We start from the raw sequence: 26,470 nt of genomic DNA, 5'->3' as shown, positions 1-26,470 counted from the left end.
CGTGGCGACCGATGTGATGCCCGTGGCCCCGAGCAAGGCCGCGACCGCCCCCCGGCCCCGCCGGCGCTCGATCAACGTCTTCTCCGGCCTGTCCCATGCGGCCCTGGTGATCTGGGCGATCCTGGTCATCTTCCCGATCGTCTGGACGTTCCTGGCGTCGTTCAAGACGAACACCGAGCTCTTCGGCGACCACTCGCTGGCGATGCCCCAGAACTTCGACTGGAGCTCCTGGGGACGCGCGTGGGACAAGGCCCACATCGGGCTCTACATGATCAACACGATCAAGGTCGTGGCGGTCTCCACGTTCCTCACGATGTTGTTCGGCTCGATGGCGGCGTACGTGCTGGCGCGCTACACCTTCTTCGGCAACCGGGCCATCTACCTGCTGTTCGTCTCCGGCCTGTCGTTCCCCGTGTTCCTCGCGCTCGCGCCGCTGTGGCTGACGATGAAGAACCTCGGGCTGCTGGGCACGCACACCGGCCTGATCCTGGTCTACGTGGCGTACTCGCTGCCGTTCACCGTCTTCTTCCTCACCGCATTCTTCAGAACCCTGCCGACCACGGTCGGCGAGGCGGCGATGATGGACGGCTGTTCGCACACCCGCACGTTCTTCCAGATCATGCTGCCGATGGCCAAGCCCGGCCTGATCAGCATCACGATCTTCAACGTGATCGGGCAGTGGAACCAGTACCTGCTGCCGATCGTGCTGCTGCCCGGCGACGCCCAGGACAAGTGGCTGATCACCCAGGGCATCGCCAACATCTCGACCAACGCGGGCTACGAGGCCGACTGGGCCGGGCTGTTCGCCGCGCTCAGCATGGCGATCATCCCCGTACTGATCGTCTACATCATCTTCCAGCGCCAGATCCAGTCGGGCCTGACCGCAGGGGCGATCAAGTAGGCCACGACGGTGTGGCGTGGTTCCGCCTTCTGGTGATTCATGGTGTCCTGGGGGCATGCACGAGGATTCCGAGTGGGCCCGAGACGGGGACACCATCCGCCGCACCGTCGTCGCCCCCGACTTCCGTACGGCCATCGCGATCGTGAACGAGATCGCCGAGCAGGCCGAGGCGCTGAACCACCATCCCGACATCGACATCCGGTGGCGGACCCTGCATCTGGCGCTCACCACGCATGACGCGGGCGGTCTCACCGACCTCGACTACAAGCTGGCGGCCAGGATCGACGGCATCGTCGCCGACCACCAGGCGTGAGCCGGGTCTCCCCGGTCGTCAGCCGAAGACGGCCGGGGGAGGGACCGGCGCGAGGACCGCGTCCCCGTCGCGGATCGGGCGGGCCCCCGCGACGAACTTCGACAGGTCCTCCCCCCACATGCACCTCGCCTGGGTGAGTCCGCCCGCCGTCCTCCTCGTCAGGGGGCCGACCGGCAACTCCACGGGAGAGGCCGCGATCACCAGGTTGCCGAAGCGGCGGCCCCGCAGGATGCCCGGCTCGCCGAGCAGCGCCACATGCCGGAAGACCTCGGCGACCGTCGCGACCACCCGTTTGGCGAAGGCGAGTCCGCTCCCGTCGGCCACGTTGATCACCAGGGTTCCCGTGGGCCGCAGGATCCGGGAGATCTGCGCCATGTAGTCGGTCGTGGCCAGTTCCACCGGCATCGTCGCGCCCGAGAACGCGTCGAGCACGAACAGGTCGGCGAAGTCGTCGGCGAGCCCCTCGGCGGCCGTGCGGCCGTCGAGCACCCGGACCTTCAGCCGGGGCACGGACTTCAGCCGGAGCTGGTCGCGGACCAGCTGGACGAGCTTGTCGTCCGGTTCCACCACGATGTGGCGCGAGCCCGGCCGGGACGCGGCGACGTATCGGGGGAAGGTGCAGGCCCCGCCGCCGATGTGGACGGCGTCGAGGGGCCCGTCAGGCAGGCAGTCGACCACCGTGGCCATCAGCTGCACGTAGGAGAACTCGAGATAGTAAGGGTCGCTGAGATCGACGTAGGATTGCGGCACCCCGCCGACGCTGAGCATCCACCCGTCGGGGCGGTCGAGATCGCGTAAGAGCTCCACCTCGCCGAAGGTCACCGGATACCGGCCCGGAAGCGGCTGCTTCTCCTTCGCCACCTCGATCTCCTCCAGCGTGATGTAAGGCACTCGTCCCCCACGAGAGGCCCGGCCTGCATGTCAAACCGTACGCGAGTGCGAGCGCTGCTCGTGCTTTTCACTCTTGCGGGCGCCATCGTGATCATCGGGGTGCTGGGACTGCTCACCTCCGGCGGGCAGGCGCCGGCGGCCGAGCCCGGCACGCCGACGCCGACGGTCACCCCGCCGACGGAGGGGACTCCGGAGCGGACGGCGGCGGCCTACCTGCGGGCGTGGGAGGCGGCGGACTACACGACGATGCGGGAGCTGACCGACGACCCGCCGTCCGACTTCGCCGCCCAGCACGAGAGCTTCGAGGACGCCCTGGCGGCGGAGTCCCTGCGGTTGAGGGCCGGTCGGACCGTCATGACCGGCGAGGACACCGCCGAGGTGCCCATCACCGAGACCCGCGAGCTGCCGGGGTACGGCCCGTGGATCTATCAGTCGGACATGCGGCTCGGGATCAGGGACCAGACCTGGAAGGTCCTGTGGGCGCCGGCGGTCATGCACCCCGATCTCGAGCCGGGGGGCTGGCTGAGCAGGACCGCCGCCACCGCGGGCGTCCCCGCCGTGCGCCTCGTCACCCACGAGGGCAGGGACTTCCCCGCGGACAGCGACGCCGAGGCGTACCTCGAGGGACTCGCCACGGCGATCCCCGAGCCGCCCGGGGGCACGCCCGTGGGCTGGCGGGTCGAGCTGGACAACCCGGGAGAGCCGGTGGAGCGGCTCGTCGAGTACGTCCCCGACGCCCCGAAGGGCACCAGGACCACCATCGAGTGGGCGGCGCAGGCGTCGGCCGCCCGCGCGCTCGACGGGGTGAAGAACCCGGCCGCCATCGTGGCGGTGCGGCCGTCGACGGGGGAGATCCTCGCGGTCGCCGACCGCCTGGGCGGGAGGAAGGCGTTCGAGCAGAAGTACGCCCCCGGCTCCACGTTCAAGACCGTCACGGCGGCGGCCCTGCTCAATGCGGGGATGTCCACGGAGACCGTGGTCGACTGCCCGGCCGCCTACACGATCCCCGGAGGGCGTTCGATCACCAACTTCCGGGGAGAGGCGCACGGGTCGGTCACGCTGCGCGAGGCGTACGCGCTGTCCTGCAACACCACGTTCGCCCGGATGGCGGTCGAGCGGCTGAGCCCCGGTGTTCTGGTGGAGCAGGCGCGGGCCTTCGGCTTCGGCGTGCCCCTGCCGGCCGGCGTCGGCGGGACCTGCGGAAGCCTGAGGCAGCCGGAGAACGACGACGCGCTGGCCGAGGACTCCTTCGGTCAGGGGACGGTCGAGGCGACCCCCCTGTGCATGGCGCTGGTCGCCGCGACGGTGGAGAGCGGGCAGTGGCGGCCGCCGCGGCTGATGCCCTCGGCGGACGACGCCGACCGGCCGGGGAGCGCGCGCCTGCCCTCCGGCGTGGCCGCGGGGCTGCGCACGATGATGAACGCGGTGACCGCCGACGGCACCGCGGCCGGCGCCGGGCTGCCCGACGGCGTGGCGGGCAAGACCGGCACCGCCGAGGACTGGCAGGGCGGTGCGGACCACGCCTGGTTCATCGGATATTGGGGGGATCTGGCGTTCGCCGTGTTCGTCGAGCACGGGGGCACGGGCCGCGACGCGGCCGTCCCGATCGCGGCCCGCTTCCTCAGGGCGTTGTGACGTACGTCACAACCTACGGTGCCGTAACTTACGCTAGCGTAAGTTACGTGACGACGATCTCTCTCGAGCGGACGGCCAAGCCGAGACTCCGCGGATGGCTGCACGCGGGCGCCGTGCCCGCCACTCTGGTGGGCGGGTTCGTGCTGGTGGCCCTCGGGCCCACGGTCCAGGCGCGGCTGGCCGCGGTGGTCTACGCGATCACGTCCGGCCTGCTGTTCGGCGTCTCCGCGACCTACCACAGGGGAAGGGTCTCGCCGCGCGTCGCGGAGGTGCTGCGCCGGTTCGACCACGCCAACATCTACCTCGTGATCGCGGGCACCTACACCCCCTTCGCGGTGCTCGCGCTGGACGGGATCGCCCGGGTGGCCGTGTTGTCGGTCATCTGGGCGGGTGCGACCGTCGGGGTGCTGTTCCGCGTGTTGTGGCTGCGCGCCCCGCGCTGGCTCTACACGGCGCTCTACATCGGCCTGGGCTGGACGGCCGTGTTCGTCATGCCGCAGTTGTTCGCGGGCGCGGGCGTCGCCGCCGGGATCCTGGTCCTCGTGGGAGGCCTGCTCTACTCGGCGGGGGCGGTCGTGTACGGCCTGCGCCGGCCGGACCCCTCACCCCGGTGGTTCGGCTTCCACGAGGTCTTCCACGCCTTCACGATCGCGGCCTACGTCGTCCAGTACGTGGCGGTCTCCCTGGTCGTGTACGCCGCCGTCTGATCGCCGGGTCTGGCTCCGCATGATCCATGACCAACGAAAAATGTTCTCCTGGCGGGATATTTTTGTGGAAACTGTTCACAACTATCGCCTTGTATGAGGGAATTGTGTTGGTCCCGACGTAATGCGGAGGCGGCATGGATCCCAGTGCGGTACACGACGGTCTCGCCCGGCACCTGCTCGTCGACGGTTACCGGCTGGTGCTCGACCTCGACAGGAGCGCGGGCTCCTGGCTGGTCGACGGCCGCGACGGCAGACGGTATCTGGACTTCTACACGTTCTTCGCGTCGTCTCCCCTGGGGATGAACCCCTTCTCCGGCGATCCGGAGTTCCTCGATCTGCTCGGACGGGTAGCCGCGAACAAGCCGGCCAACTCCGACCTCTACACCGCCCATCTCGCCGAGTTCGTGGAGACCTTCCAGCGGGTACTGGGCGATCCGGAGCTGCCCCATCTGTTCTTCGTGGAGGGCGGCGCGCTCGCCGTGGAGAACGCCCTCAAGTGCGCCTTCGACTGGAAGAGCCGGTGGAACGAGGCCAACGGCCGGCATCCCGGTCTTGGCACCAAGGCCCTCCACCTGACCCGCGCCTTCCACGGGCGCAGCGGCTACACGCTCTCGCTGACCAACACCGACCCGGTGAAGACCGACAGGTTCCCCAAGTTCGGCTGGCCCCGGATCGACGTGCCCGCGATCCATTTCGGCGACGTCGAGCGCGCCGAGGAGCGGGCTCTGACCCAGGCGCGTGAGGCGTTCGACCGGTTCCGCCATGACATCGCCTGCTTCATCGCCGAGCCGATCCAGGGCGAGGGCGGGGACAACCACATGCGTCCCGAGTTCCTGCGGGCCATGCAGGCGCTGTGCCACGAGCACGAGGCGCTGTTCGTCCTCGACGAGGTGCAGACCGGCGTCGGCCTCACCGGCTCGCCGTGGGCCTACCAGCAGCTCGGCCTGGCCCCGGACATCGTGGCCTTCGCCAAGAAGGTCCAGGTGGGCGGGATCATGGCCGGCCGCAGGGTCGATCTCGTCCCCGACAACGTCTTCGCGGTGAGCGGGCGGATCAACTCGACGTGGGGCGGCGGGCTCGTGGACATGGTCCGCTCACGGCGGATGCTGGAGATCATCGAACGCGACGGGCTGATCCCGCGGGCGGCGATCCTGGGGGAGAAGCTGCTCGGCGCGCTGCGCGGGCTCGAGGCCGACGGGCTCGTGACGAACGCCCGCGGGCGCGGCCTGATGTGCGCCTTCGACGTCCCCGACCCCGGCGGGCTGGTCGAGCGTCTCCGGGAGGACGAGGCGATCCTCGTGTTGTCCTGTGGGGAGAGCTCCGTCCGGCTACGCCCCGCCCTGTCCGTCCAGCCGGAGGAGCTGGAGTACGGCCTGGACGGCCTGCGCAACGCCCTGACCCGGGTCCCGGCCGCTCCCTGACCCCGGTGCGGTGACCACCGGGACGAGGAGGTGACGTTGCCCGCCCGGGGGTCTCACGCCTCCGGGTCGGTTCCGCCGAGCCAGCGGCCGATCGCCGTGACGCGCGATGCGACGCCGAGCTTGGCGTAGATGCGGTTGACGTGGTTCTTGACGGTCTTCTCGCTGAGGAACAGGCGCTGGGCGATCTCGCCGTTGGAATGACCGGTGGCGATCAGGTCCATGACCTCGGTCTCCCGTTTGCTCAGTCCCATTCCGGTGCGGTCGTCGACTCTCATCCGGCCTCCGTTAAGAGTCAAAGATCGCCGAGGCCCCCCGCCCATGCGGCGTTGCGGTCGTCAGGTGAGCATAACTCGCAATATCTACCTTTGGGGGCAATGTTCGCTGACTTGCTCGCGTCAGCCGCACAATCCGCCGCAAGCGCGCAAACGGGAACGGCCGGTCCCTGAGGACCGGCCGTTCCCGTATTGGGGTGAGTGATGGGACTTGAACCCACGACATCCAGGACCACAACCTGGCGCTCTGCCAGCTGAGCTACACCCACCATGTCCGCCGTTAGGCACGGCGTACGAGAAAAGTGTAGCGGCATTCGGGAGCATCGCGCTCCATCCCGCGATCAGGCCGCGATCAGGCCGCGATCAGGTCGCGGAGATCGCCTCGGCCACCTCCCGCGCGGTCGCCGAGTCGGGCCCGGGTTGCGGCACGAAGACGGCGGCGCGGTAATAGCGCAGCTCGCGGATGCTCTCGATGATGTCGGCGAGGGCCCGGTGCCCGCCCTGCTTCTCGGGGGAGGCGAAATAGACCCGGGGGTACCACCGCCTGGCCAGTTCCTTGATCGAGGAGACGTCGATCATCCGGTAGTGGAGGAAGGAGTCCACGCCCGGCATGTCCCGCGCGATGAACGAACGGTCCGTCGCGATGGAGTTGCCGCACAGCGGCGCCTTCTTGGGGTCGGCGATGTGGCCGCGGATGTAGTCGAGCACGATCGACTCGGCCTCGGCGAGCGTCACGCCGCCCGCGAGCGCGGTGAGGAGCCCTGAGGCGGTGTGCATCTCCCGGACGACGTCCGACATCTGCCCCAGCGACTCCGGCGGCGGCTTGATGACGACGTCGACACCCTCGTCCAGCTGGTTCAGCTCGCCGTCGGTCACCACACAGGCCACCTCGACGAGCGCGTCACGGCCGAGGTCGAGCCCGGTCATCTCACAGTCGATCCAGACCAGCAGGTCAGTCATGGGACCAGCGTAGTAGTGCGTTCACCGGGCTTCGAGCGAGTCCAGCACCCGGTTGAGTACTGATTGGTCGAGATTGTCCGGCACGGAGACGTAGAGCATGGACGGACGCCGGTCCTGACCTTGGTCGACCAGGACGAACGCCCCCTTCTCCGTCTTCCACTTCCAGCCGTTGGCCGCGGACTCCTTCGAGAAGTCCATTTCGAACTCGGTCACCCAGGCCTTGTGCCCGCTGACCTCCATGGCCTCGTTGCGGAGGATCTTCCGTTCGTGCTGGGGCTCGTAGAACAGGGGCTCATAGCCCACGAGCATCGCGGTGACCGAGGTGCGGAGATCCTGCGGCCCGCCGTACGGCAGGACCTGGGGCAGTTGCGCGGCGTAGATCGAGCCGACCCAGTCGCCGCCCTGGCCGTCGTAGTTCTGCTGGGACAGGGCGCTGTACCCGCTCGTCCAGAGCGGGACCTGCGGATTGTCCGGGTTGTTGATGTCGGCGGACTTGGGCACCGTCCAGGGTTCGCCGGGGAAGGCGTAGGACAGCCCCGTCGCCGGGTCGTTGATCCGGTCTCCCGACGGCTGGGGGAGTTCCGCGAGCGGCGCCGCCGGGGTCGGGCTCGGAGGGACGATCGAGTCCAGCGGTGCGCTCGGGACCACCTCGTCAGGCCGGGAGGCCATCGGGTCGGAGCGGTTGTTCAGGAATACGAGCACCGAGGTGAACGCGATCACGACCGCGATCATGACGGCCACGCCCCCGACGATCCACGGCCAGACCGGGGTCGCCTTCGGCCGCTGCCCGAAGGCGGGCGCAGGAAGGGGATGGTGCCCCGGCAGGGGAGGTTGTCCCGGCAGCGGAGGTTGTCCCGGCAGGGTTGGCTGTCCCGGCAGGGTTGGCTGTCCCGGCTGCCCCCACGCCGGTTGCTCCGCCCGCAGCGGCGCCCGCAGGGGCGCGGTCTGGGACGGCTGCTCGGGAGGCGCCGTGGCCTCAGGTGCGGAGGCCTCCCGGGAATGGGTGGCATCCGTCCACTGGGAGCCGTCCCACCAACGCAGTTGGGGAGATCCGTACGGGTCGGGATACCAACCGGCGGGGGTCGTGGTCATGCGGCCACATTAGTGAACTTGGCATTTGTACGAAAAGCTGGCTTTACCCTGTAGGGCCTTCCCCGAGGTCGTGGGGGACAGGACGCGCAGGGTGGCGGTGCCCTTGAATCCGGAAGACTCCCCGCTGACCTTCCAGTGCAGGGGAAGCTCGACGGAGGTGGACCCGGAGAGCACGCGCAACTCCTGCTCGGCCAGCTTCTGCCCGTCGCTGCGGAGCCAGACGTAGCGGATCGAGCCCTCGCCGCCGTTCGTGGTCACCACGCCCACGATGGTGGCCGTGCCGTCGCACGACAGGGCCTTCTTCGGGCCGCGGACGTCCACCTTCTCGACCGCCACCGCCAGACCCGGCGACTGGCGCAGCCAGAGGATGCCCGCCGCGATCAGGACCGCGAGCAGGATGGTTCCGGCCCATGCCGTCGCGCGCCGCCGGCCTCGACGCGGCGTCCCACGCGATCCCTGCCCATGCAGCGTGGCCAACTGGTCCTGCCCGGAGCGCCAGATCCGTTCCGCCGTGCTCCCGGAGCCGTCGGGGTCCTCCGTGGGCACACCCGGCCCGAAGCGCATCATCACGTCGCCGTCCGGCGTGGGCGGCGCCGTACGGACGGATCCGGCGCGGTCGGCGTGCAGCAGCGTGACGATCTCGCCGGGATCGGGCACCGGGGACGCGGGCGAGGTCGGGACGTCGGCCGCGTACCACCGGTGCAGGGTCTGCACGAGCCGGTCGCGCGTCGTGAAACCGGGCGGCAGGACGTCGCGGCCGGCCAGGAGGGTGTCGCGCGCGGCGGTCAGCCCGCCGGCGGAGGCCGCCGCGGCGGCGCGGTCGAACAGCCGCGCCGCGTCCCCGGCCGCCCAACTCGCCGACAACCCGCGGGCGAGCGCCGACCAGGCCGCGATGTCACGCTCCACGGGCGGGGAGTCGCCGCGCACCGCGGCCATCAGTCCCCGCTCGGCGAGCATCGCCGAGCCGTCCTCGGCGATCACCACCGTCCCGGGGTGCAGGGCGCCGTGCGTGAGCCCGGCCGCGTGCAGGGACAGCAGGGCCTGGGCGATCTCGACGAGGATCGTTCCCGCGCTGCCCGCGTCCGGTCCCTCGCCGCCCGCGAGGAGGTCGGCGACCGTCGGTATCGCCCGGCGGGAGGTGATCAGCCAGACCTCGCCCCGCGCGGTGACGAGATCGGCGACCGGGAGGAGCGAGGACAGGCCGCTCCGCACGAGCCGCCGGTCGGCGCTCACCGCAGAGACGAGCCGCTCCCTGGCGTCCGGCGCGGCCACCGCCCGGGGATCGAATCTCAGGACGCCTGACGGCACTCCGTCAGGTGAGATCGCGTCGTTCCATGTGCCGAGCTCGCTGATCCGCGTCCGGCCGGTGAGCCGGTATCCCGAGATGGTCGCGCCGTCCTGCATTTACCGCCGCCTCCGATGCCTTCCGGCAATCCTCTTCGCCGTCAGTGTGACGGAAACAGGCCGATTCTGATCAGGACTGCCGTGAGAACTCCCGTCGGCGCATCGCGCGGATCCTGCGAAGGCGGCCCGTCGTTCCCCGGCGACTCTCCGGCCCTGGGCGAAGCCTCGGTGGCGGGCGTTTCCGGGACGCCTCCCCGCGGGGGGGTCGTAGACGGGTCCGCCGACTTCGTGGGCTCGTCGGTCGTGGGCTCCCCGGACGGGTCGCCTGTGCCGGGGTCGGTGCTGGGGTCGGTGCTGGGGTCGGTGCTGGGGTCGGTGCTGGGGTCTGTGCCTGGGTCTGTGCCTGGGTCTGTGCCTGGGTCTGTGCCTGGGTCTGTGCCTGGGTCCGTGCCTGGGTCCGTGCCGGGGTCTGTGCCTGGATCCGTGCCTGGATCCGTGCCCGGGTCGGCGGGTGGGTTCGCGGGGCCGCCGCCTGGAGGGTCGGCGGGCGGGTTCGCAGGGCCGCCGCCTGGAGGGTCGACGGGTGGGTTGCCGGGGTTGGCCGGTGGGTTCGCAGGCGGGTTGGCGGGGGGATTTCCGGGGTTGCCAGGATTGGCCGGAGGGTTGGCGCCCGGATTGCCGGGAGGCGCGGGCGGCGGCGCCACCGCGGGGTCGGGGGTCGGCGACTCCTCCGGCTCGTCCGACGCCGTCTCCTCAGGCGTGACGGGGTCGTCGGTGACCTCGGTGCCGGACCCGGGTACGGCGGGCGACTCGGCCACGGTGCCCGCCTGGAGTTTCGTCCCGTTGGTGAGGGAGCCGACCAGTGCCACGCCGCCCACGGCGACCACCGCCGCGCCCGCGAGCGACAGGCCGACCTTCATGCCGGTCCTGCTCAGCAGGCTCTTGCCGAGCCTGGTCTCGGCGAGCGACGTGCCGACCTCGGGGGCCTCGTCGGTCAGCGGGAAGAACGGGAGCAGCAGCCCGGCGAGGACGGCCAGGCGCCGCCGGCCCTTCTCCTCCCACTCCGAGCCGTATGCCTCGTGCGCGACGGCCTCGAGCTCGTTGATGAACGCCTCGGCGTTCTGAGGTCGATCGGTCGCGTGCTTGGCCATGCCGCGCTCGACGAGGCCGCGCAGCGGGGCGGGCACCTCCTCCACGGGAGGCGGGGTGACCCGGTGCTGCCGGGCGAGGGCGGCCATGTTCTGCGCCCGGAAGGGGCGGGTCCCGGTCAGGCACTCGAAGAAGACGATGGTGGCGGCGTAGACATCCGTCGCCGGGCTCGCCGGCGCGCCCGACCACTGCTCGGGCGCCATGTAGGGAGGCGTGCCGCTCGTGGACATGCCCTCGCCGGCGCGTGCGGCGATGCCGAAGTCGACCAGTTTGCTCGTGCCGTCGGACTCGATCATGATGTTCTCGGGCTTGTAGTCCCGGTGGACCATGTCGGCGGCGTGCACGGCGGCCAGCCCGGACAGGGAGCCCCTCAGCACGGCCAGTGCCGCCTCGGGCCCGGTGGGGCCCTGCGAGCGGAGCATGACGCGCAGCGAGACGCCGTCGATCAGCTCCATGACGATGGCGGCGCCCTGCGGCGTCTCCAGGTATTCGTAGAAGCGGGCGGCGTGCGGGTTGGGCGGCAACGAGGCGAGCAACCGGGCCTCGTGCCGGAATCTGGCGACGAACTCGAGGTCGGTCAGGAGCTCGTCGGACAGATACTTGATCGCCACCGGGATGTCGTTGGCGTCATGTCGTGCGAGCACGACCCTTCCGGTGGCCCCGGTGCCGAGCTCTCGAATCTCGGTGTATCCGGGGACGAACCAGGTGCCCGTGTGGCCGTACATGCGGTCTCCCTCATCGCCCGGGCCCCCCGCCGGGGTCGAGCTTAACGACGGCCACCGTCAGTGGGTCGGAAAGTCATGAAACAGTCACGCATAGCTGTCAAAGGGTCTTAACTGTGCGTAATCAGCGAAAAGTGTGATCTGTTCAGTCGGTGCGGGAGTGACGCGCGGCCGCCCGTCCGAAGCGGCTCGGCCAGGCGGCCGCCGCCATCGAGCGCAGGACGCCCGGCGGCCGGTCGAGAGGCGGCCGGTTCAGCGGGAAGGTGGGGGCCAGCGGCGCGGCCAGGTCGGCCACCGCCCGTCTGCCCCGCTGCTCCCAGGCCGCTCCGCACGCCGCGGACGCGACCTCGTCGAGCTCCGCGACGAACATCGCGGCGCTCGGGGGGCGCAGGCCGGGGTCCCCGGCCAGCCCGCGCTCGACCAGGTCGCGCAGCGGCACCGGCACCTGCCCGGACGCCGCGTGCGAAGCGCGTGCGCCCGGGAGCCGGCCGGTGAGGCATTCGCGGAGCACGGCCGTCGCGGCGTACATGTCGGAGGCGGCCGACGCCGGCCGTCCGGCCCGCACCTCGGGAGCCGTATAAGCGGTCGCTCCGGTGCGTACGGCCAGGCCGAAGCCGACGAGCTTGCTCGCCCCGTCGCCCTGGACGAGTACGTGCTCGGGCTTGTGGTCACCATGGACGACGCCGGCCTCGTGCGCCGCCGCGAGGCCGAGCAGCGAGTCCTTGAACAGCACGAGGGCGGCACGCGGCGCGATCGGTGACTGCTCGCGGAGCACGGCCCGCAGCGAGGCCCCGTTGACCGGCTCCATGACGACCGCCGCGCCACGCGGCCCGTCGGCGTACTCGTGCACCCGGGCCAGGTGCGGATCGTCGAGATCCGCGAGGAGCCGCAGGTTCGCGCGCAGCCGCTCGGCGAAGCCGGGCTCCCTCCGCGTCTTTTCCGGCAGGTACCGGATGGCGACGTGGGAGCCCGACGTCTCCTCCACGGCGAGGACGACGCGGCCGTCATCCCCCGATCCGAGTGGGCGCACCTCGGCGTATCCGGGCACCCGCCACTCGCCGGGGATGGTCATGCGCGCTCCTGCCGTGAGTGGGCGCCCATCGGGGCAGGGCCCATCTGATCGATCGGGATGCCCAAAGTGTGCCGAATTAGGGGGATCCCCGCTATCCCCTCTCACAGATATGCCGCGGAACGGTCACGCCGGGAGTCAGGCGGGGATCCGGCAGCGGCTCGCCCCACGACACGTTCAGCGGCAGCACGCCCGCCCACACCGGCAGGTCGTAGTCCTCCTCGTCGTCGACCGGCTGGCCCTGCCGCATCTTCACGGAGGCCTCCTTCAGGGACAGGGCGAGGACGGCGGTCGCCGCGAGCTCCTTCCTGGTGGGGAGGCGGACGACGTCCCACTGGCCGGGGGCGAGTTGCTCGGTGACGGCGCGGAGGCCTTCGAGATGCTCGTCGGCGTCGTCGACGAGGCGGGCCCGGCCGTAGATCATCGCGGAGCGGTAGTTCACCGAATGGTGGAAGGCCGAGCGGGCCAGCACGATGCCGTCGAGATGGGTGACGGTGACGCACACCGGCTCGGTGGTCGCCGTCCGCAGGGAGGAGGCGCCGGTCGAGCCGTGTAGGTAGAGCGTGTCGCCGATCCGTCCGTAGCCGGTCGGGACCACCATCGGCGCCCCGTCGACGATCACGCCGAGGTGGCAGATCAGTCCGGCGTCGAGCACGGCATAGAGGTCGGCGCGGTCGGTCCGGGCGCGGTCCTTGGCTCGGTTCAGGGTCGTACGGGCGGTGGTGGAGAGCATGCTCGTTAAATTAGATGGAAGTGGACTGGTGAAACACATCCACTTCCGATGACTTATGGGAGACCACTTTGCGTACCGACATCGACCTTCCGCTGGTCGTGGACCGGACCGCGCCGCAGCCGCTCGTCGTGCAGATCGGCGACCAGTTGCGGGAGGCGATGCGGAACGGTGCGTTGAAGGCGGGGGAGCGGCTGCCGTCGAGCCGGGCGCTCGCCGCCCTGCTGGGCGTGAGCCGGACCGTGGTCACCGACGCCTTCCAGCAGCTCTACGCGGAGGGGTGGCTCGACGGGCGGCACGGATCGGGCACCTATGTGGCCGCCTCGGGGGACGGTCAGGGGCGCGACGCCGCAGGTGGGAGGTGGAGCGGGGGAGAACGCCCGCGAGCCGAGGACGATCCCACCGAGCCCGCGCCCGGCCGGCAGGCGGGGATCATCGACCTGCGGCCGGGGCGGCCATGGGTCTTCGGATACGACGAGGCGGCGTGGCGGCGTGCCTGGCGCAGCGCGGGAGAGCTCGCGCCCGCCGGCCGGCCCGACCCCTACGGCCACGCCGAGTTGCGCGAACTGCTGGCCGACCATCTCCGCCGGGCGCGGGCCGTGCCCACCGGCCCGAGGAACGTCATGGTCACCAGGGGGACGGGCAACGGGCTCGACCTCATCGCGGCCACGATCATCCGGCCGGGCGCGAGGGCGGGTGTCGAGGAGCCCGGCTACCGCGTCGCCCGCAACGTGTTCGCCGCGCGGGGAGCCGAGATCGTGCCGTGTCCGGTGGACGGCCAGGGGGTGATCGTCGAAGCGCTGCCCGACGACCTGGAGGTGCTCTACACGACTCCCGCGCACCAGTACCCGGTGGGCGGGCGCCTGTCCATCCCGCGCAGGGAGCGGCTGCTCGCGTGGGCCCGCCGTACCGGGGCGGTCGTCGTCGAGGACGACTACGACGCCGAGTTCCGCTACGACGTCGCCCCGCTGCCCGCGCTCCACGGCATGGACCCCGACCGGGTCGTCCTCCTCGGGACGCTCTCCAAGTCGCTCAGCCCCGATGTCGGGCTCGGCTGGCTGGTCGCGTCCGAGGAGCTGCTCGCCGCCGTCGCCCGTCGCAGGGACGAGCTGGGCGACCGGACGCCCGGGCCGGTGCAGAAGGCCGTCGCGACCCTGCTCGAGCGCGGGGACCTCGACCGGCACCTGCGCAGGATGCGGCTCGAGTACGCCCGGCGCCGCGCGGCCATCGTCGAGGCGCTCGGCCCGCTCGTGCAGGGGGACACCGCGGGGCTGCATGTGATGATCGAGCTGCCCGAGCCGGTCGTGCCCGACCTCGTCAAGAGGGCGGAGGAGCGCGGGGTCCTCCTGGACACGACCGAACGGCATCACCACGGGCCGCCACGGGTCCACGGCCTCGTTCTCGGGTACGGCTACGCGTCCCTCGCCGACGTGAAGCGCGGCTGTGCCGTGATCAGAGACCTGCTCTAGATCACGCGCTCCAGCACCCGGAAGTCCTCGCGTGGACGGGGCACCGAGAACTCGGGCGACTCCTCCCCGATGATCCGGGAGATGTCGATCGAGCCCGGGTCGCCCTCACTCGCCCCCGGCACCTGGGAGTGGCCGAAGTGTCCGCCGCGCGCCCAGATACGGCCGCTGCGGGCGCTCACGAGTGACTGCGGGAACGCCTGGGGCGGGCCTGCCGGCCAGCGGCGGGGGATGTCCCACGAGTCGAGCCACGCCAGGATCTCGTCGAGACCGTCCAGCTTGGTGTCGGTGAACGGCTCGTGCGCCGAGCCGATGACCCGGATCTGCACGCAGACCCGTCCGTTGCGTCCACGGTCGCCCGCCAGCCCGCAGGCCGCCCTCGTGATCGGCAGGAGTTGCGACGTCTCTCCTGTCACCGGGTTCCACACCAGGTGAGGGGGGCGTTTGAGCTGAATGAGCCGCTGGGCGACCGACCATGCGGAGACCCCGTGAGGGTCAGCGGGCCAGATGAACCAGACAGCCCGGGGAGCTCCGCCGATCATCGGTCCGGAGTCCTCGGAGGAGGGATTCACGCTGGCACCGGGAAGCCATGCTTGGGCCACAATGCCCCCTAAGATCCTCGGTCGCGTGGTTCCTCCCCTTTCGCGCTCTGGCTGACACCTCGTGAATCGTGATTGTTACCGGCGGGGAGCCTTTGGCCGGATCCGGCCAAAGGCTGGTGTTTCCCCTGGTGGTGATGGGTTTCGTGAGGCCTCAGATGAGCGCGGCCGGGGGGTTCGTCGGGTCTGCGGGAGTCGTCGGGACAGGAGTCGTCGGGGCTACAGGAGGGAGGGATCCGGCGACGGGGTGGCCGGGGCTTCGGGTGAGGGACTGGCGCCGGTTCCGCTCCAAGAGAGCCGGCAGGTGGGGTTGCCCCCCGCCGAGCGGAAGGCGATGATCCCGCCGCCCGTCGACGCTGAGTCCACGATCGTCACGGTGACCCGGCTCGAGGCGCCTGCCTTGATCCGGCCCTGGTTCGGGGTGATGCTCATGCCGTCGTGGGTGGTCGCCGTCCAGTCGACGGCCACGTTGCGGGCGGTCAGGGTGATCACGCCGCTGGTGGCGGCGCCGAGGTCGCCCGGGCAGCCCAGGTCCAGAGCGGGACGGGGCGGCCGCGGGGTGACGCGGGCGGGAGGAGTCCGGGACGGCCGCGTCCCGGCGGGTGAGGTCGTCACGCGGGCCCGGGGGGAGGCGGAGGGTGTGGGCGACGGGGTGGCCGGGGCCGGCGTGGTCTCCTCCGGTTCGGCCGTCTCGGACGGATCGTCCTCCGGGAGCGGGACGAGCGTGTCGGGCGGTTCGGAGAACGGGGGGGTCATCGCCTCCAGGCGGCCCTCGGGCGTCTGGCCGTAGATCAGGGTCGCGGCGCCGGCAGTGCCGAACACGAAGACCGCGGCCAGCAGGATGAAGGTGGTCCGGCTCCTGCGCCGGTCACGCGGGACGCGTCGCCGGCTGGCCCGTCTCCCGCCGGACCGTCCGGCGGGCGCGACGGGGAACCCCCTTCTGTCGAATACGCCCCCCTGCTCGACGATCGCGGCCCGGTCCTGCTCGTACTCTGGGGCGAGGCACGTGTCGATGACCTGGCGCCGCAGGGACAGGGGCGGGTACGCGACGGCGATCGTGGTCAGCAGGCCGTCGGCCGACACGTGCCGCTCGCGGCCCTCCGCGCAGATCTTGCAGCCGCTGATGTGCCGGCTCAGCCGCTTGCGGAGCGCCGCGCTCAGCGGGCCGTCCCGCCACGACGCGCCCACGCCGGAGTCGACGAGCGCGGACAGGTCGGGGCAGTGGGCCCGCCCCGTGCGGGCGAGCACGATCGCCGCGGCGGCGTTCTCCACGTGGGCGCGTGCCTTGGACAGGAGTCCCGCAGCCTGCCGCGAGGTGACGCCCAGCACCGCTCCGATCTCCGCGGTGGACAGTTCGTGCCGTACGGCCAGGTCGAGGGCTTCCCGTTCGGGCTGCCCGAGTTCGGCGAGCGCTTCGTGGACGACCGCCGCGAGTCCCGGGTCGTCCGGCGCCTCGTCCGGAGCCGTGTGCGGGGCCAGGACGTGCTGCGGTGTCCGGCCGCCTGTGCGGGCCGCGCTCCGCGTGCGGGCCAGCGCGTACAGCCAGGCCCGCAGCCGGGCCGGCTCGGTCAGCCGGTCCACGCATCCACAGGCGATCACCAGGCTGTCGTGCACGGCGTCCGCCGCGAGATCCTCGTCGTGCACAAGAGAGTGGGCGTAGTCGTTGAGTCGGTCGGCGTACGCGTCATAGAGACTGGCGGGCGCGTGCGCGTCCCCGCGCCGGAGCGCCTCCAGCAGTCGATGATCGTCGGTACGGCCGACGTCCGGCCATCCGGGCAACAGTCTTTCCTCCCCGCGAGACGGAAACCAAGCCAGTCCCCACACGAGAAGGACGCCGCCGGCGGGGCCCTCGTTTACTGATCCGTAAGTCATGCTTAGCGGGCATGACCTGCGAAAACTGTGCCCAGAGCGAGCCTTGCGGTAAAAGTGAACGCCGGGTCCTCGTGGGACCCGGCGTTCGGTGACGAAGCCTCCTGCGCGTTACTCCCGCGCCGTCGCGCGCTACTTCCCGGTGTCTCCACAGGTCGGCGCGCAGAGCCTGCGGGCGATGCCCTTCAGGAAGATATTGCGGATCTCGAGGACGGTCTGCGGGAAGTACGCCGTCCCGCCGGTCGCCTTCGCGATCGAGTTCATCTGCCTGCGGTTCTCGTCCTCCGTGGTGTTGAACGAGATGATCAGGATGCTGACCGGCTTCTTCGGGTCGTAGGCCTGCTTGAGCTTCTGCAGGATCTGGCTGTTGGAGATGCCGCCGTTCGGGTCGTCGTTCCCGACGCCGTCGGTGAAGAGCAGGATCGTGTTGACCTTGTCCGGCTCGTAGTCCTTGGACATCTTCTGGTACGCCGCCCACAGCGTGTCGTTGAGACCGGTGTTGCCGGTCGGGATCGCCTGGGAGGCCCGCAGGGCCTGCTCGATGAGGCTGCGCCGGGTGACCCCGTTGCTCTGCTGGGCGAGCGGGCCGATCGGCACGACCTGCTTCCAGTCGACGCCCTTGCCGCGCAGGTTGTCGGAGAAGGCCCAGATGCCGAGCTCGGCCTTGTCGGGGAAGAGCTTCAGCCCCTCGATGCCGACGCCCGAGATGGCCTGCATGCGGGTCGTGCCGGACTTGTCGGCCGGCAGAGCCATCGTGCCCGAGATGTCGATCAGAGCGAGGATCTTGGTCCCGAGCTTGATCTGCTGCCACGCCTGGGCGAGCTGGGTGATGGTCGCGGCGTTGGGAAGCGGCAGCTCCGTCGGCTTCTTCGCGTTCACGCCGTGCTCGGCCGTGAGCAGGCCGCCGCCCTTGCCGTCCGGCGTGCGGAACCCGAATTCCTGCACGGCCTTGCGGCCGTCCGCCGAGGTGACCTTCGCGGAGAACGCCTCGGCGGCCTTGCGCAGCTCGGCGTCCTTGGTCGTGATGATGATCGGGTAGTCCAGGCTGACCGTGCCCTCAGTCGGGTAGAGCGCCACGGCGGGGTTGCTCGGGGTCTTGTTGGTGTTGAACGCCCAGACCGCCTGCTCGGTGGCGATGCCGACGGGAATGCGGGACGCCGCCTTCGTCAGGGTGGCGAACATGCTGTCCGACGACGGCACCGTGGACTCCGACAACTGCCGGAGCACACCGACGAGGACGTCCTCGTCGCCGCCCGCGGACTTCAGGACGTTCGCACCGGCGAGCAGTGCGCCGAGACCGGCCGCGTTCTGCGTCGGGTCGAGCGCGAGCACGCGGACCTTCTTGGCGAGTCCGTCGGGGTTCGCGGCGTTGGCCGCGCTCATCAGACCCGTCCAGCTCGGGCTGAAGGCCGACTTGAGCTTCGAGGCCCCGGCCTTCGACGCCGTCAGCACGACGGGGGAGTCCGCGGCGTTGCCGGCCGGCTTCACGGCCGGCCCGCCCGACTTGGCGAGCCCGGCGAGCCACAGGCTGGAGTCGGGGATCCACACGGCGGGGTTCAGCTTGGCGCCGGTCGGGCCGGTGCCCGACATCGCGTTGGCGACGTCGGCCGAACTCGCCGCCGTGACGGTGACGGCCACGCACTTGCCGTCGACCGAAGGGGGGGAGCTCTTCGCGATCTTCTCCACCGCCGGCTGGATGTCCGGGGAGGCCGCTACCGACAGTGCGATCTTGTCTCCGCCGGTGCCGCAGCCGGCGTCCTTGTTCGTGACCACGTACGCGGCCACGCCGAGGAGGACGGCAAACGCGACCGCGCCAGCCAGGGGGACGAACGCCCTGCCCCTGCTGGCACGCCGGCGTGGTGGCGGAGCGTTGTACGAGTCGAAGCCGCCATCGAGTTCGTCAGTGCGGTGACGTCCGCCCATGGTGCCCTCTTCGGAGTCGATTGGTTCCCGACGGTACGCGTATCCGCGCCACCATTTAGGGAGATTCAGCTGAATGCTTACGGAACGATACTGGTTGTGCCAACTCTGGCAAAACGCCAGTCTTGGTGCACTGATTACGAAAAGTCATGGTAAAGACTCACCATGTAAACTAACTTGCGATACATCTTGACCTGGGGCAAACGCGATGTATCGTGAGGCGCAGAGGGCTAGGGGGCGCAGGTGGCGGCGGTCATGGACGGCGAGGTCGGCGAGGTCGGCGATACGTCCGGCGCGGCGGCCCTCGCGACGCCTCGAGAGTGGCCGGCGGATCTCGTTCTCATCGAGTTCGCCGAGCCGGGCTGTCCGGCCGAGGTCCGGCGGAGGCTGCGTGAGCTCACCTGTCTGCGGGAGATCGTGATGACCGGTCGTACCGGACGGGCCTGGACCGATCCCGGCGGTGGCCCGGCCCTGGCGCGGGCGTTCCGCTCGCTCGGCCTCGATCTCGCCGTAGTTACCCTCCAGTGGCAGCGGGACCGCCCGCTACAGGCTCCACGCCCCTCGTGTACGGCCGCCGCGGTCCGCCCCGCCGCGATCACGTGCTCGGCCGGTACGGGCACCGGCATGCTGACCAAGCTGATCGTCGTGACGGCGGACCCCGACGCGACCAACCCCGACGCCGGGAGCCGTCCCTGGGAGTAGTCCGCCGAGGGCGGCCGAGCGCCGCGCACGCCGTACCCTTGGCGCGTGGTCATCCCGGTCGAAGACGCCGCCGATCCCCGCCTGGCGGACTACACACGTTTGCGCGACGTCGACCTGCGCAAGAGCCTCGAGGGCGAGCGGGGGCTGTTCCTCGCCGAGGGGGAGAAGGTCATCAGGCGTGCCGTGGCCGCCGGGCATCCGGTGCGCTCGGTGCTGACCACCGCGAAATGGCTCGGTCATCTCGCGGACGTGATCGAGGGCGTCACCGTCTACCTGGTCTCCGACGAGGTCATGGAGGGGATCACCGGCTTCCAGGTCCACCGCGGCGCTCTCGCGTCGATGGAGCGCCTGACGCCGCCGTCGGTCTCCGACGTCATCTCCGGCCGGGTCGTCGCCGGAGGGGCGCCGCAGGAAGGCCCGCGCAGGACGCCCCGCCGGATCGTCGTGCTGGAGGACCTGGTCGATCACGGGAACGTCGGGGCCATCTTCCGCTGCGCCGCCGCGCTGGGCGTCGACGCCCTGGTCCTGTCGCCCCGTTGCGCCGACCCGCTCTACCGGAGGTCGGTCAAGGTGTCGATGGGCGCGGTGTTCGCCATCCCGTACGCCCGGATGACCGACTGGCACGACGGGCTGGCCGAGATCCGCGCGGAGGGGTTCCAGTTGCTTGCCCTTACGCCCGACCGGGCGGCCGTGCCGATGGACGACGTGGTGCTGGGCGACCGCGTCGCGCTCATGCTCGGCTCGGAGGGCGACGGGCTGTCCTCCCATTGGCTGCACGAGGCCGACCACCCCGTGCGCATCCCCATGAGCGAGACGGCGATGGACCTCGGGGTCGACTCGCTGAACGTCGTGGCCGCCGCCGCCATCGCCTGTCACAGCCTGGTGCGCTGATCCACAGCCTGGTGTGCTGATCCACGGCCGCCCGGGAACGTTCCCCGTTCCCGGGCGGCCGCCGTACGGACCCGGGGCCTACGCCTTCGCGGCCGCCGCCACCTGCGCGCCCGCCCAATTGAGCAGCTTGCGCGCCGAGGTGAAGCGGGCCGCGTCGGACTTGTCGCCCAGGACGGTGCCGACGATCAGGTGGCCACTCTTCACCTGCGCGAACGCGAGACAGTAGCCGGCCTTCGCCGTATAACCGGTCTTCAGCCCGATCGCGCCCTCACTGAGCAGCTTGTTCGAGTTGGTCCACGTGTGCTTCCGGTGGATCTTCGTCGCCGGAGTCGTGTACTTCTTGGTCTTGATGATCGTGGACAGGGTGGGGGTCTTCAGCACGATCTGCGCCAGCTTCGCCTGGTCGCGTGCCGTGGAGTACGACTTGGTGGAGGTGAGGCCGTCCGCGTTGGCGTAGCGGGTGTCCTTCAGCCCGAGCGACTTGGCGGCGGCGTTCATCCTGGCGACGAACTTCGTCTTGCCCGGGCCGTACTTCACGGCCAGCGCGTTGGCCGCGTCGGCCGCGGAGGGGAGCATCAGGGCGTACAGCAGGTCGCGGACGAAGAGCCGCTCACCCGCCTTGAAGCCGCCCCCGGTCGCGCCGTGGGACGTGGCCCATTGGATGTCGGCCTTGCCGACCGTGACGACGTCGTTCAGCTTGGCCCGCTTCAGCACGACATAGGCGGTCATGAGCTTGGTCACGCTGGCGATCTGCACGCGGGTGGTCGACGACTTGGACATCAGAGCCTTGCCCGTGGTGACGTCGACCACGTATGCCCGGCGGGCGGTGATCGAGGGTGGTGCGGCGACCACAGCGGCGGTCGTCGCGGGAACCGCCGTCGCGGGGACGGCGACGGAAATGTTCGCCGCGGTGGTGCTCACGGGCACGGTCGCCGCGGCCGCGGCCGTGCCCACCGATCCCATGGCGAGAATGGCGGCTGTCAATGCGCCGATGACTTTGATACGCATCCGCACATGATCGCATGATCGGCAATCTTGAAAGATGGCTATTTAAAGACGTTATGGACTAAATGGTCAGGATGTCGTTGGCATTTTTCTGCGCCGTCGCCAGGTGACCAGCCCCGCCGCGGCCGCGGCGAGCACCACGAGCACCGAGACGGCCAGAACCGGCGATGCGGCGACCAGTCGCACCCAGGTCCAGACGAGCGAGTAGAGCCCGAACGTCGTCACGGGCACCCAGGTCAGGCAGCCGAGCCCGCTGGCGACCAGATACCACCGGTAGTCGACGCGGAGCGCCCCCGCGACCCAGGGCAGCGTGTGGCGAAGGCCGGGGATCCAGAAACACCCGTAGACGGCGAGCGCGCCCCACCGGCGCACGATGGCCTCGACCCGGACGATGCGCTGCTGCCCGATCTTCCTGCCCATGCGGGACCGGTAGAGGGCCTCACCGAGCCGGTGGCCGATCCAGTAGTAGGCCTGGAACGCGCCGAACAGCGCGATCGCGCCGACCGCGACGACGAGCCACAGGGGCAGGCCGAGTATCGAGGCCCCCAGGGGGTCGGGGATCCGCACCGGCCACCACCGCCCTTTCTGAGGTCAGGCTTACCTTACCGCCGGGTTCTGCCGCGCCTGCAAGCAGCCGTCAAGCGCCGGTCAACCACCCCACCCGAATCTGGTGGTGGAAAGGAAGGGGTAGGCCGATGAGTCCGCGAAGCAGTGTGATGCCGATCATGGTGGGCGGCGCCGCGAACATCGCGAAGCTGCTGGTCGCCACCATGGCGGTGGCCGGCGCGTACGTGGGGGCGCAGGCGTCCCAGGCCGAGCCCGGAGACGTGCCGGCGCTCTCGTCCGTGACGCCTTCGGGTTCCACGTCGTCGGGATCATCCACGACAGGGGCCTTCGCGGACCGGCCCACTCGCGTGATGACCCTGACCACCCGCGCCGACGAGGCCGAGGCGACAAACCTGACGACGGGCGCGGCGCCGGAGGCGGCTCCCGCCCCCGGCACGGTGACGGTGACCGCGATGCCCGGCGGCGCGGACTGCGAGCGCACCTACCGGGTGCGAACGGTGATCGACTCCGACGGCTCCGGCGTCTCGTACGCGTGGCAGGTCGTGCGCTGGAACACCTCGACGCGCGAGTGGCAGCCCTACTTCGCCAGCAGGAGCGGTTTCACCGGAGGCCCGCGTGCCGTCGAGTGGCGGCCCCGAATCGACGGCAACCCCGGTCGCTACCGCGTGCGGCTCGACGTCGGCTCGCGCTCCTACGAGAGCGCGGCGTTCCAGGTCGCCTGCTGACCGCGGGCGACCCGCCGTCCACCGTCCGACGGGAGCGCCGGTTCCCGGCGGGATCAGGCGGGTCAGGCGCCGAGAGAGCCGAGCGCCTGACGGGCTTCGCCGATCCAGCGGGGCACGCCGACCCGCTCCGCCACCCCGAGCGCCGTCTCGTAGTGCTCGCGGGCGGGCAGGCCGAGCCGTACGGCGAGATCGCCGAGGGTCCGGGCCACCGGCCAGAGGGCGACGACCCCGGTTCCCGCTCCGGCGATGCGGTCGCGGAACGGCACGAGCTTCTCGTAGGCCTCCTTCATCCGGTCGGCGTCGTCGAGCAGCATCCCGGCCAGCGCCCGCCAGATGAGGGCGAGTTCGTAGAGGAAGTCCGTGCGCACCGGCTCCCGCCCCGCCGCGATCACCTCCGCGTCCCTCAGGTGCCCGGCGGAGACGAGCGCCACGGCGTAGGCGTCGAGCGTCCATTTGGCGCCGCGCTGGTGCGCCTCGGCGAGCGGCTCCGCCATCTCGGCGGCGCGCCCGTCGACCAGGTGCAGGCAGAAGGTGGCGATCAGCGGCAGGTCCTGGCGGCCCTCCAGCATGCCCGCCCGGGCCGTCAGCCTGGCCGCGTTGCGGTAGGCGCGCTCGGCTTCGGCGTAGTCGCCGGTGATCATCAGGCGCTGCCCCGCGTACCAGGCGCCGACGGCGGCCGGAGCCGGCAGGTCGTACCGGCGGCCGAGAGACTCCGCCTCCGCCAGGTGCTCGTCGGCCTCGGCGAAGTCGCCGCGGGCCGCCGCGCACTCGAGCAGCACGAGGTGGGCCAGCGCCCGGACCTCGATCTGCCCTGATTCCGCGCCGACCCGGAGCAGTTCACGGCCGATGGTCTCCCGCTCGTCGACCTGCGTCATCGTGTAGGACTGGCGCAGCCTCCCGCTGAGCGCGACCGCCAGCAGAGCCGGGTCGCCGCTCGACCTGGCCAGTTCCTCCGCCTCCAGCGACGCCTGGTAGCCCCGCTGTGTGGCGGAGCCCTCCAGTTCGAGCGCCAGCGTGGCCAGCAGGCTCGCCCGCAACGACTGCTCGCCTTCGGGCAGTTCGACGAGGGCCTTCTCGGTGACGTCGACGATCTCCCAGGCGGTCCTGGTGAAATCGCGGGCGATTCCCTTGTGCGGTACGGCGAGGGAGGCCGCGATCCGCGCCGTCAGCTCCATGTCGCCGAGCGGGAGGGCGACGTTCATGGCCTCACGCCGCAGGCCGCGCGCGGCGGTCATGTCGCCGCACAGGGCCAGCGCCCTGATGTGCCTGAGCTGAAGCTCCAGCCGCTCCCTGACCGGTCCGTTTCCCCCGTGGGCGCGGTCGAGGGCGGCGACGGCCTGCTGCCACAACGACGCCGCCTCGCGGTGGGCGAAACGGCGCTCGGCCTGCTCGGCCGCGAGCCCGCCGTACCAGCCGGCCTTCGCGGCGGTGTCCAGGGTGCCCGCGGCGTCGTAGTGGTGGGCCAGCGCGGCCACGTCGCCCGGGTTGCGCCGCTCGATCACGGACGCCACGGCGGCGTGCAACCGTGACCTGCGCAACCGCGAGGCGTCGGAGTAGAGGGTGTCCCTGACCAGGTCGTGGTCGAAGCGGAGCAGACCGGCGCCCGGCTCGGTGACGAGCCCGGCGAGCAGGGCGGCCTCGACGGCGTCCACCACCGCGTCCTCGTCGCCCGACACGTCGACCAGCACGTCCACGTCGACGTCGCGTCCGATCACGGCCGCCTGGAGCAACACCTGCTGCGCCCGTTCGGGCAGCCGGGCGATCCTCCTGCGCAGGATGTCGCGTACCCCGGAGGGCACCTCGGAGATGTCGGCCTCGGCCTCGAAGAGGCGGACCGTCTCCTTGACGAAGAAGGGGTTGCCGCCGGCCCGTTCGACGATCGTGGTGACGACGTCGTCGTCGACGTCGTGCACGCAGGTCGCCCTGACCAGTTCGGCCACCGACGCGTCGTCGAGCCCGTCGAGGCCGACCCGCACGGGGCCGAGCCTGGCCAGAGCCGCGAGCACGTCCTGCTGCTGGTCGTTCAGCTCGCCGTCGCGGCAGGTCACGACCATCAGCACCCGGCTGGCGGCCAGCAGGCTGGGCAGCGCGCGCAGCAGTGCGAGCGTCTGGTCGTCGGCCCAGTGCAGATCCTCCAGGACGATCAGCAGCGGGGCCTCGCGGGCGACCGCCGACAGATAGCCGCCGACCGCCCGGTGCAGGCGGAATCCGCCCGACGCCTCGTCGTCTCCCGTGTCCGGCGCGGCGTCGTCGAGCAGCGGCGCCAGCAGAGCGGCGTACTCGCCCGGGCCCCGTCGCGCGACGAGCCCGCGCAGCACCTCGACCCACGCCCAGCCCGGGGGCGTCGCGCTGCTGTCCGGGCAGCCGCCGCCGGCCGCGATCCAGCCCGTCTCTTCCAGCAGGCCGGACAACTGGCGCACCAGCGTGGTCTTGCCGGCGCCGGGGTCCCCGCTGACGACGGCGACCGTGAACCGGCCTGCCCCGGCGCGGGGCGCCGCGGCCCTGAGCGTGGCGAGCTCGCCGTCACGGCCGACGAAGGGCTCTGCCTCCAGGGGCGGCAGGTCCACCGCCTCGAGCGACCGCGGCGGCCAGCTCCCGCCGACCTCCGCGGCCCGGCGGGTCGCGGGGACGGCGAGGTCGAGCGCGGGGTCCTGGGACAGGATGCCGGACTCCAGCTTCCGCAACGCCGGGCCCGGGTCGATGCCGAGCTCGTCCGACAGGATCGCGCGGGCCCTGCGGATCGCGGCCAGCGCGTCTCCCTGCCGCCCGCACCGGTAGAGCCCGAGCGCCAGCAGACGCCAGCCCTCCTCGCGCAGGGCGTGCTCGGTCGTCATCGCATCGAGGTCGGGCACGGTCTCGGCGTGCAGGCCCATGCGCAGTCCCGCGTCGGCGTGCCGCTCGCGGGCCACGAGCCGCAGCTCGCTCAGCCGGGCCACCTCCGCCTCCGCCCACGGCTGGTCCGCGAAACCGGAGTACGGCGTGCCCTGCCACAACCCCAGGACCGACTCGAGCCTGGCCCGGGCCGAGGCGGGGTCGTCCTCCAGCCACTCCCCGGCGGAGCGGACGGTCGCCTCGAAGCGCAGCGCGTCGACCTGCTCGGGCGCGGCGCGCAGGGCGTAGCCGGAGGCCACCGTCACCAGGAGGCGGTTCGGCCCGCCACGCGGGCGGTTCGGCTCGAGGACGCGGCGCAGGCGCGAGATGTAGACCTGCAGTCCTGACTGCGCTCCCTTGGGCGCGTCGTCGTCCCACAGGTCGAACAGCAGCGTGTCCACGGGGACGACCTGCCCCCGGGCGACGAGCAGGCGGGCGAGGACCGCGCGTTGCCGCAGACCGCCGAGATCGATGTGGCCGGCGTCGTCGTCCGCCTCGACCGGGCCGAGGACCCGGAACGTGACCGGACTCATCGGACGGTGATCCCGCGCCGAGCCGTGCGAATGGCCAGAGGGCCGCGCCCAGGCGATCGCCGTGCGTCGTACGCGTCCGCTGCCACTCGCACACACATGTCAGCCGTAACGGTATG

Annotated in this window: 23 protein-coding genes and 1 tRNA gene; 9 read left to right on the top strand and 15 right to left on the bottom strand. The window is 71.2% G+C overall.

What is annotated here, in order from left to right; all coding sequences use genetic code 11:
- The first annotated feature begins 1 nt into the window (after nt 1).
- Entirely contained in the window at nt 2-901 is a 900-nt protein-coding gene (locus Pph01_RS13295) for a carbohydrate ABC transporter permease (protein WP_239116660.1), read from the top strand.
- 55 nt (nt 902-956) lie between these two features.
- Nucleotides 957-1,214, top strand: a complete 258-nt coding sequence (locus Pph01_RS13290) for a 4a-hydroxytetrahydrobiopterin dehydratase (protein ID WP_204073358.1) — start codon at nt 957-959, stop codon at nt 1,212-1,214.
- 18 nt (nt 1,215-1,232) lie between these two features.
- On the opposite strand, the gene Pph01_RS13285 is transcribed toward Pph01_RS13290, so the two are convergent.
- Nucleotides 1,233-2,105: a spermidine synthase gene (locus Pph01_RS13285; RefSeq protein ID WP_239116659.1), complete on the bottom strand. Its 873-nt coding sequence runs from the start codon at nt 2,103-2,105 to the stop codon at nt 1,233-1,235.
- 45 nt (nt 2,106-2,150) lie between these two features.
- Between Pph01_RS13285 and Pph01_RS13280 the strand changes: the two genes are divergently transcribed.
- The 3 genes from Pph01_RS13280 to lat all read left to right on the top strand — a co-directional run bounded on the left by Pph01_RS13280 (nt 2,151) and on the right by lat (nt 5,868).
- Nucleotides 2,151-3,740, top strand: a complete 1,590-nt coding sequence (locus tag Pph01_RS13280) for a penicillin-binding transpeptidase domain-containing protein (RefSeq protein ID WP_204073357.1) — start codon at nt 2,151-2,153, stop codon at nt 3,738-3,740.
- A 47-nt stretch (nt 3,741-3,787) separates the two neighbouring features.
- Nucleotides 3,788-4,447 carry a PAQR family membrane homeostasis protein TrhA gene (gene trhA / locus Pph01_RS13275; protein WP_239116658.1) on the top strand — a complete coding sequence of 220 codons (660 nt, stop codon included), beginning with the start codon at nt 3,788-3,790 and terminating at the stop codon, nt 4,445-4,447.
- A 134-nt stretch (nt 4,448-4,581) separates the two neighbouring features.
- Nucleotides 4,582-5,868: an L-lysine 6-transaminase gene (gene lat / locus Pph01_RS13270; protein WP_204073355.1), complete on the top strand. Its 1,287-nt coding sequence runs from the start codon at nt 4,582-4,584 to the stop codon at nt 5,866-5,868.
- 53 nt (nt 5,869-5,921) lie between these two features.
- On the opposite strand, the gene Pph01_RS13265 is transcribed toward lat, so the two are convergent.
- The 8 genes from Pph01_RS13265 to Pph01_RS13230 all read right to left on the bottom strand — a co-directional run bounded on the left by Pph01_RS13265 (nt 5,922) and on the right by Pph01_RS13230 (nt 13,209).
- Entirely contained in the window at nt 5,922-6,143 is a 222-nt protein-coding gene (locus Pph01_RS13265; RefSeq protein WP_203972444.1) for a helix-turn-helix domain-containing protein, read from the bottom strand.
- A gap of 190 nt (nt 6,144-6,333) precedes the next feature.
- Nucleotides 6,334-6,409, bottom strand: a tRNA-His gene (locus Pph01_RS13260).
- Between the two features lie 94 nt (nt 6,410-6,503).
- Nucleotides 6,504-7,100 (bottom strand): oligoribonuclease, encoded by a 597-nt coding sequence (gene orn / locus Pph01_RS13255; protein ID WP_204073354.1) that lies wholly within the window; start codon nt 7,098-7,100, stop codon nt 6,504-6,506.
- 21 nt (nt 7,101-7,121) lie between these two features.
- A complete protein-coding gene (locus tag Pph01_RS13250; protein ID WP_204073353.1) occupies nt 7,122-8,192 on the bottom strand; it encodes a DUF2510 domain-containing protein in 1,071 nt (356 codons plus the stop codon).
- 9 nt (nt 8,193-8,201) lie between these two features.
- Nucleotides 8,202-9,596 carry a protein kinase family protein gene (locus tag Pph01_RS13245; protein ID WP_204073352.1) on the bottom strand — a complete coding sequence of 465 codons (1,395 nt, stop codon included), beginning with the start codon at nt 9,594-9,596 and terminating at the stop codon, nt 8,202-8,204.
- Nucleotides 9,597-9,637: 41 nt separating this feature from the next.
- Nucleotides 9,638-11,410 (bottom strand): protein kinase domain-containing protein, encoded by a 1,773-nt coding sequence (locus Pph01_RS13240; protein WP_239116657.1) that lies wholly within the window; start codon nt 11,408-11,410, stop codon nt 9,638-9,640.
- Nucleotides 11,411-11,552: 142 nt separating this feature from the next.
- Nucleotides 11,553-12,479, bottom strand: coding sequence for a serine/threonine-protein kinase (locus Pph01_RS13235; protein ID WP_204073351.1), 927 nt, complete (start codon nt 12,477-12,479; stop codon nt 11,553-11,555).
- A gap of 91 nt (nt 12,480-12,570) precedes the next feature.
- Nucleotides 12,571-13,209, bottom strand: a complete 639-nt coding sequence (locus Pph01_RS13230; protein ID WP_204073350.1) for a pyridoxamine 5'-phosphate oxidase family protein — start codon at nt 13,207-13,209, stop codon at nt 12,571-12,573.
- Between the two features lie 68 nt (nt 13,210-13,277).
- On the opposite strand from Pph01_RS13230, the gene pdxR reads away from it, so the two are divergent.
- The gene (gene pdxR, locus Pph01_RS13225) at nt 13,278-14,675 is read left to right on the top strand and encodes a MocR-like pyridoxine biosynthesis transcription factor PdxR (RefSeq protein WP_204073349.1); all 1,398 of its coding nucleotides are present in this window, start codon (nt 13,278-13,280) and stop codon (nt 14,673-14,675) included.
- On the opposite strand, the gene Pph01_RS13220 is transcribed toward pdxR, so the two are convergent.
- From Pph01_RS13220 to Pph01_RS13210, 3 genes are all read right to left on the bottom strand, one after another.
- Nucleotides 14,672-15,088, bottom strand: coding sequence for a hypothetical protein (locus tag Pph01_RS13220; protein WP_204073348.1), 417 nt, complete (start codon nt 15,086-15,088; stop codon nt 14,672-14,674). The genes pdxR and Pph01_RS13220 overlap by 4 nt on opposite strands.
- Before the next feature lie 402 nt (nt 15,089-15,490).
- The gene (locus Pph01_RS13215) at nt 15,491-17,050 is read right to left on the bottom strand and encodes an RNA polymerase sigma factor (protein WP_204073347.1); all 1,560 of its coding nucleotides are present in this window, start codon (nt 17,048-17,050) and stop codon (nt 15,491-15,493) included.
- Between the two features lie 222 nt (nt 17,051-17,272).
- Nucleotides 17,273-19,063 (bottom strand): substrate-binding domain-containing protein, encoded by a 1,791-nt coding sequence (locus tag Pph01_RS13210; protein ID WP_204073346.1) that lies wholly within the window; start codon nt 19,061-19,063, stop codon nt 17,273-17,275.
- 252 nt (nt 19,064-19,315) lie between these two features.
- Between Pph01_RS13210 and Pph01_RS13205 the strand changes: the two genes are divergently transcribed.
- Together Pph01_RS13205 and Pph01_RS13200 are read left to right on the top strand one after the other, a co-directional pair.
- Nucleotides 19,316-19,762, top strand: coding sequence for a hypothetical protein (locus tag Pph01_RS13205; protein ID WP_204073345.1), 447 nt, complete (start codon nt 19,316-19,318; stop codon nt 19,760-19,762).
- Between the two features lie 45 nt (nt 19,763-19,807).
- Entirely contained in the window at nt 19,808-20,653 is an 846-nt protein-coding gene (locus tag Pph01_RS13200; protein ID WP_204073344.1) for a TrmH family RNA methyltransferase, read from the top strand.
- Between the two features lie 78 nt (nt 20,654-20,731).
- Here the strand turns inward: Pph01_RS13200 and Pph01_RS13195 are convergent, their stop codons facing one another.
- Nucleotides 20,732-21,661 (bottom strand): D-alanyl-D-alanine carboxypeptidase family protein, encoded by a 930-nt coding sequence (locus Pph01_RS13195; protein WP_239116656.1) that lies wholly within the window; start codon nt 21,659-21,661, stop codon nt 20,732-20,734.
- Between the two features lie 66 nt (nt 21,662-21,727).
- Nucleotides 21,728-22,225 (bottom strand): DedA family protein, encoded by a 498-nt coding sequence (locus Pph01_RS13190; protein ID WP_204073343.1) that lies wholly within the window; start codon nt 22,223-22,225, stop codon nt 21,728-21,730.
- Between the two features lie 128 nt (nt 22,226-22,353).
- On the opposite strand from Pph01_RS13190, the gene Pph01_RS13185 reads away from it, so the two are divergent.
- Nucleotides 22,354-22,950, top strand: coding sequence for a hypothetical protein (locus Pph01_RS13185; RefSeq protein ID WP_204073342.1), 597 nt, complete (start codon nt 22,354-22,356; stop codon nt 22,948-22,950).
- 62 nt (nt 22,951-23,012) lie between these two features.
- On the opposite strand, the gene Pph01_RS13180 is transcribed toward Pph01_RS13185, so the two are convergent.
- The gene (locus tag Pph01_RS13180; protein ID WP_204073341.1) at nt 23,013-26,354 is read right to left on the bottom strand and encodes an ATP-binding protein; all 3,342 of its coding nucleotides are present in this window, start codon (nt 26,352-26,354) and stop codon (nt 23,013-23,015) included.
- Nucleotides 26,355-26,470: the final 116 nt, after the last annotated feature.

The organism is Planotetraspora phitsanulokensis (assembly GCF_016863295.1).
In the GTDB taxonomy this organism is placed as follows: Bacteria; Actinomycetota; Actinomycetes; order Streptosporangiales; family Streptosporangiaceae; genus Planotetraspora; species Planotetraspora phitsanulokensis.
The sequence above is the reverse complement of the archived record's forward strand: the minus strand, read 5'-3'. Positions and strand labels throughout refer to the sequence as shown.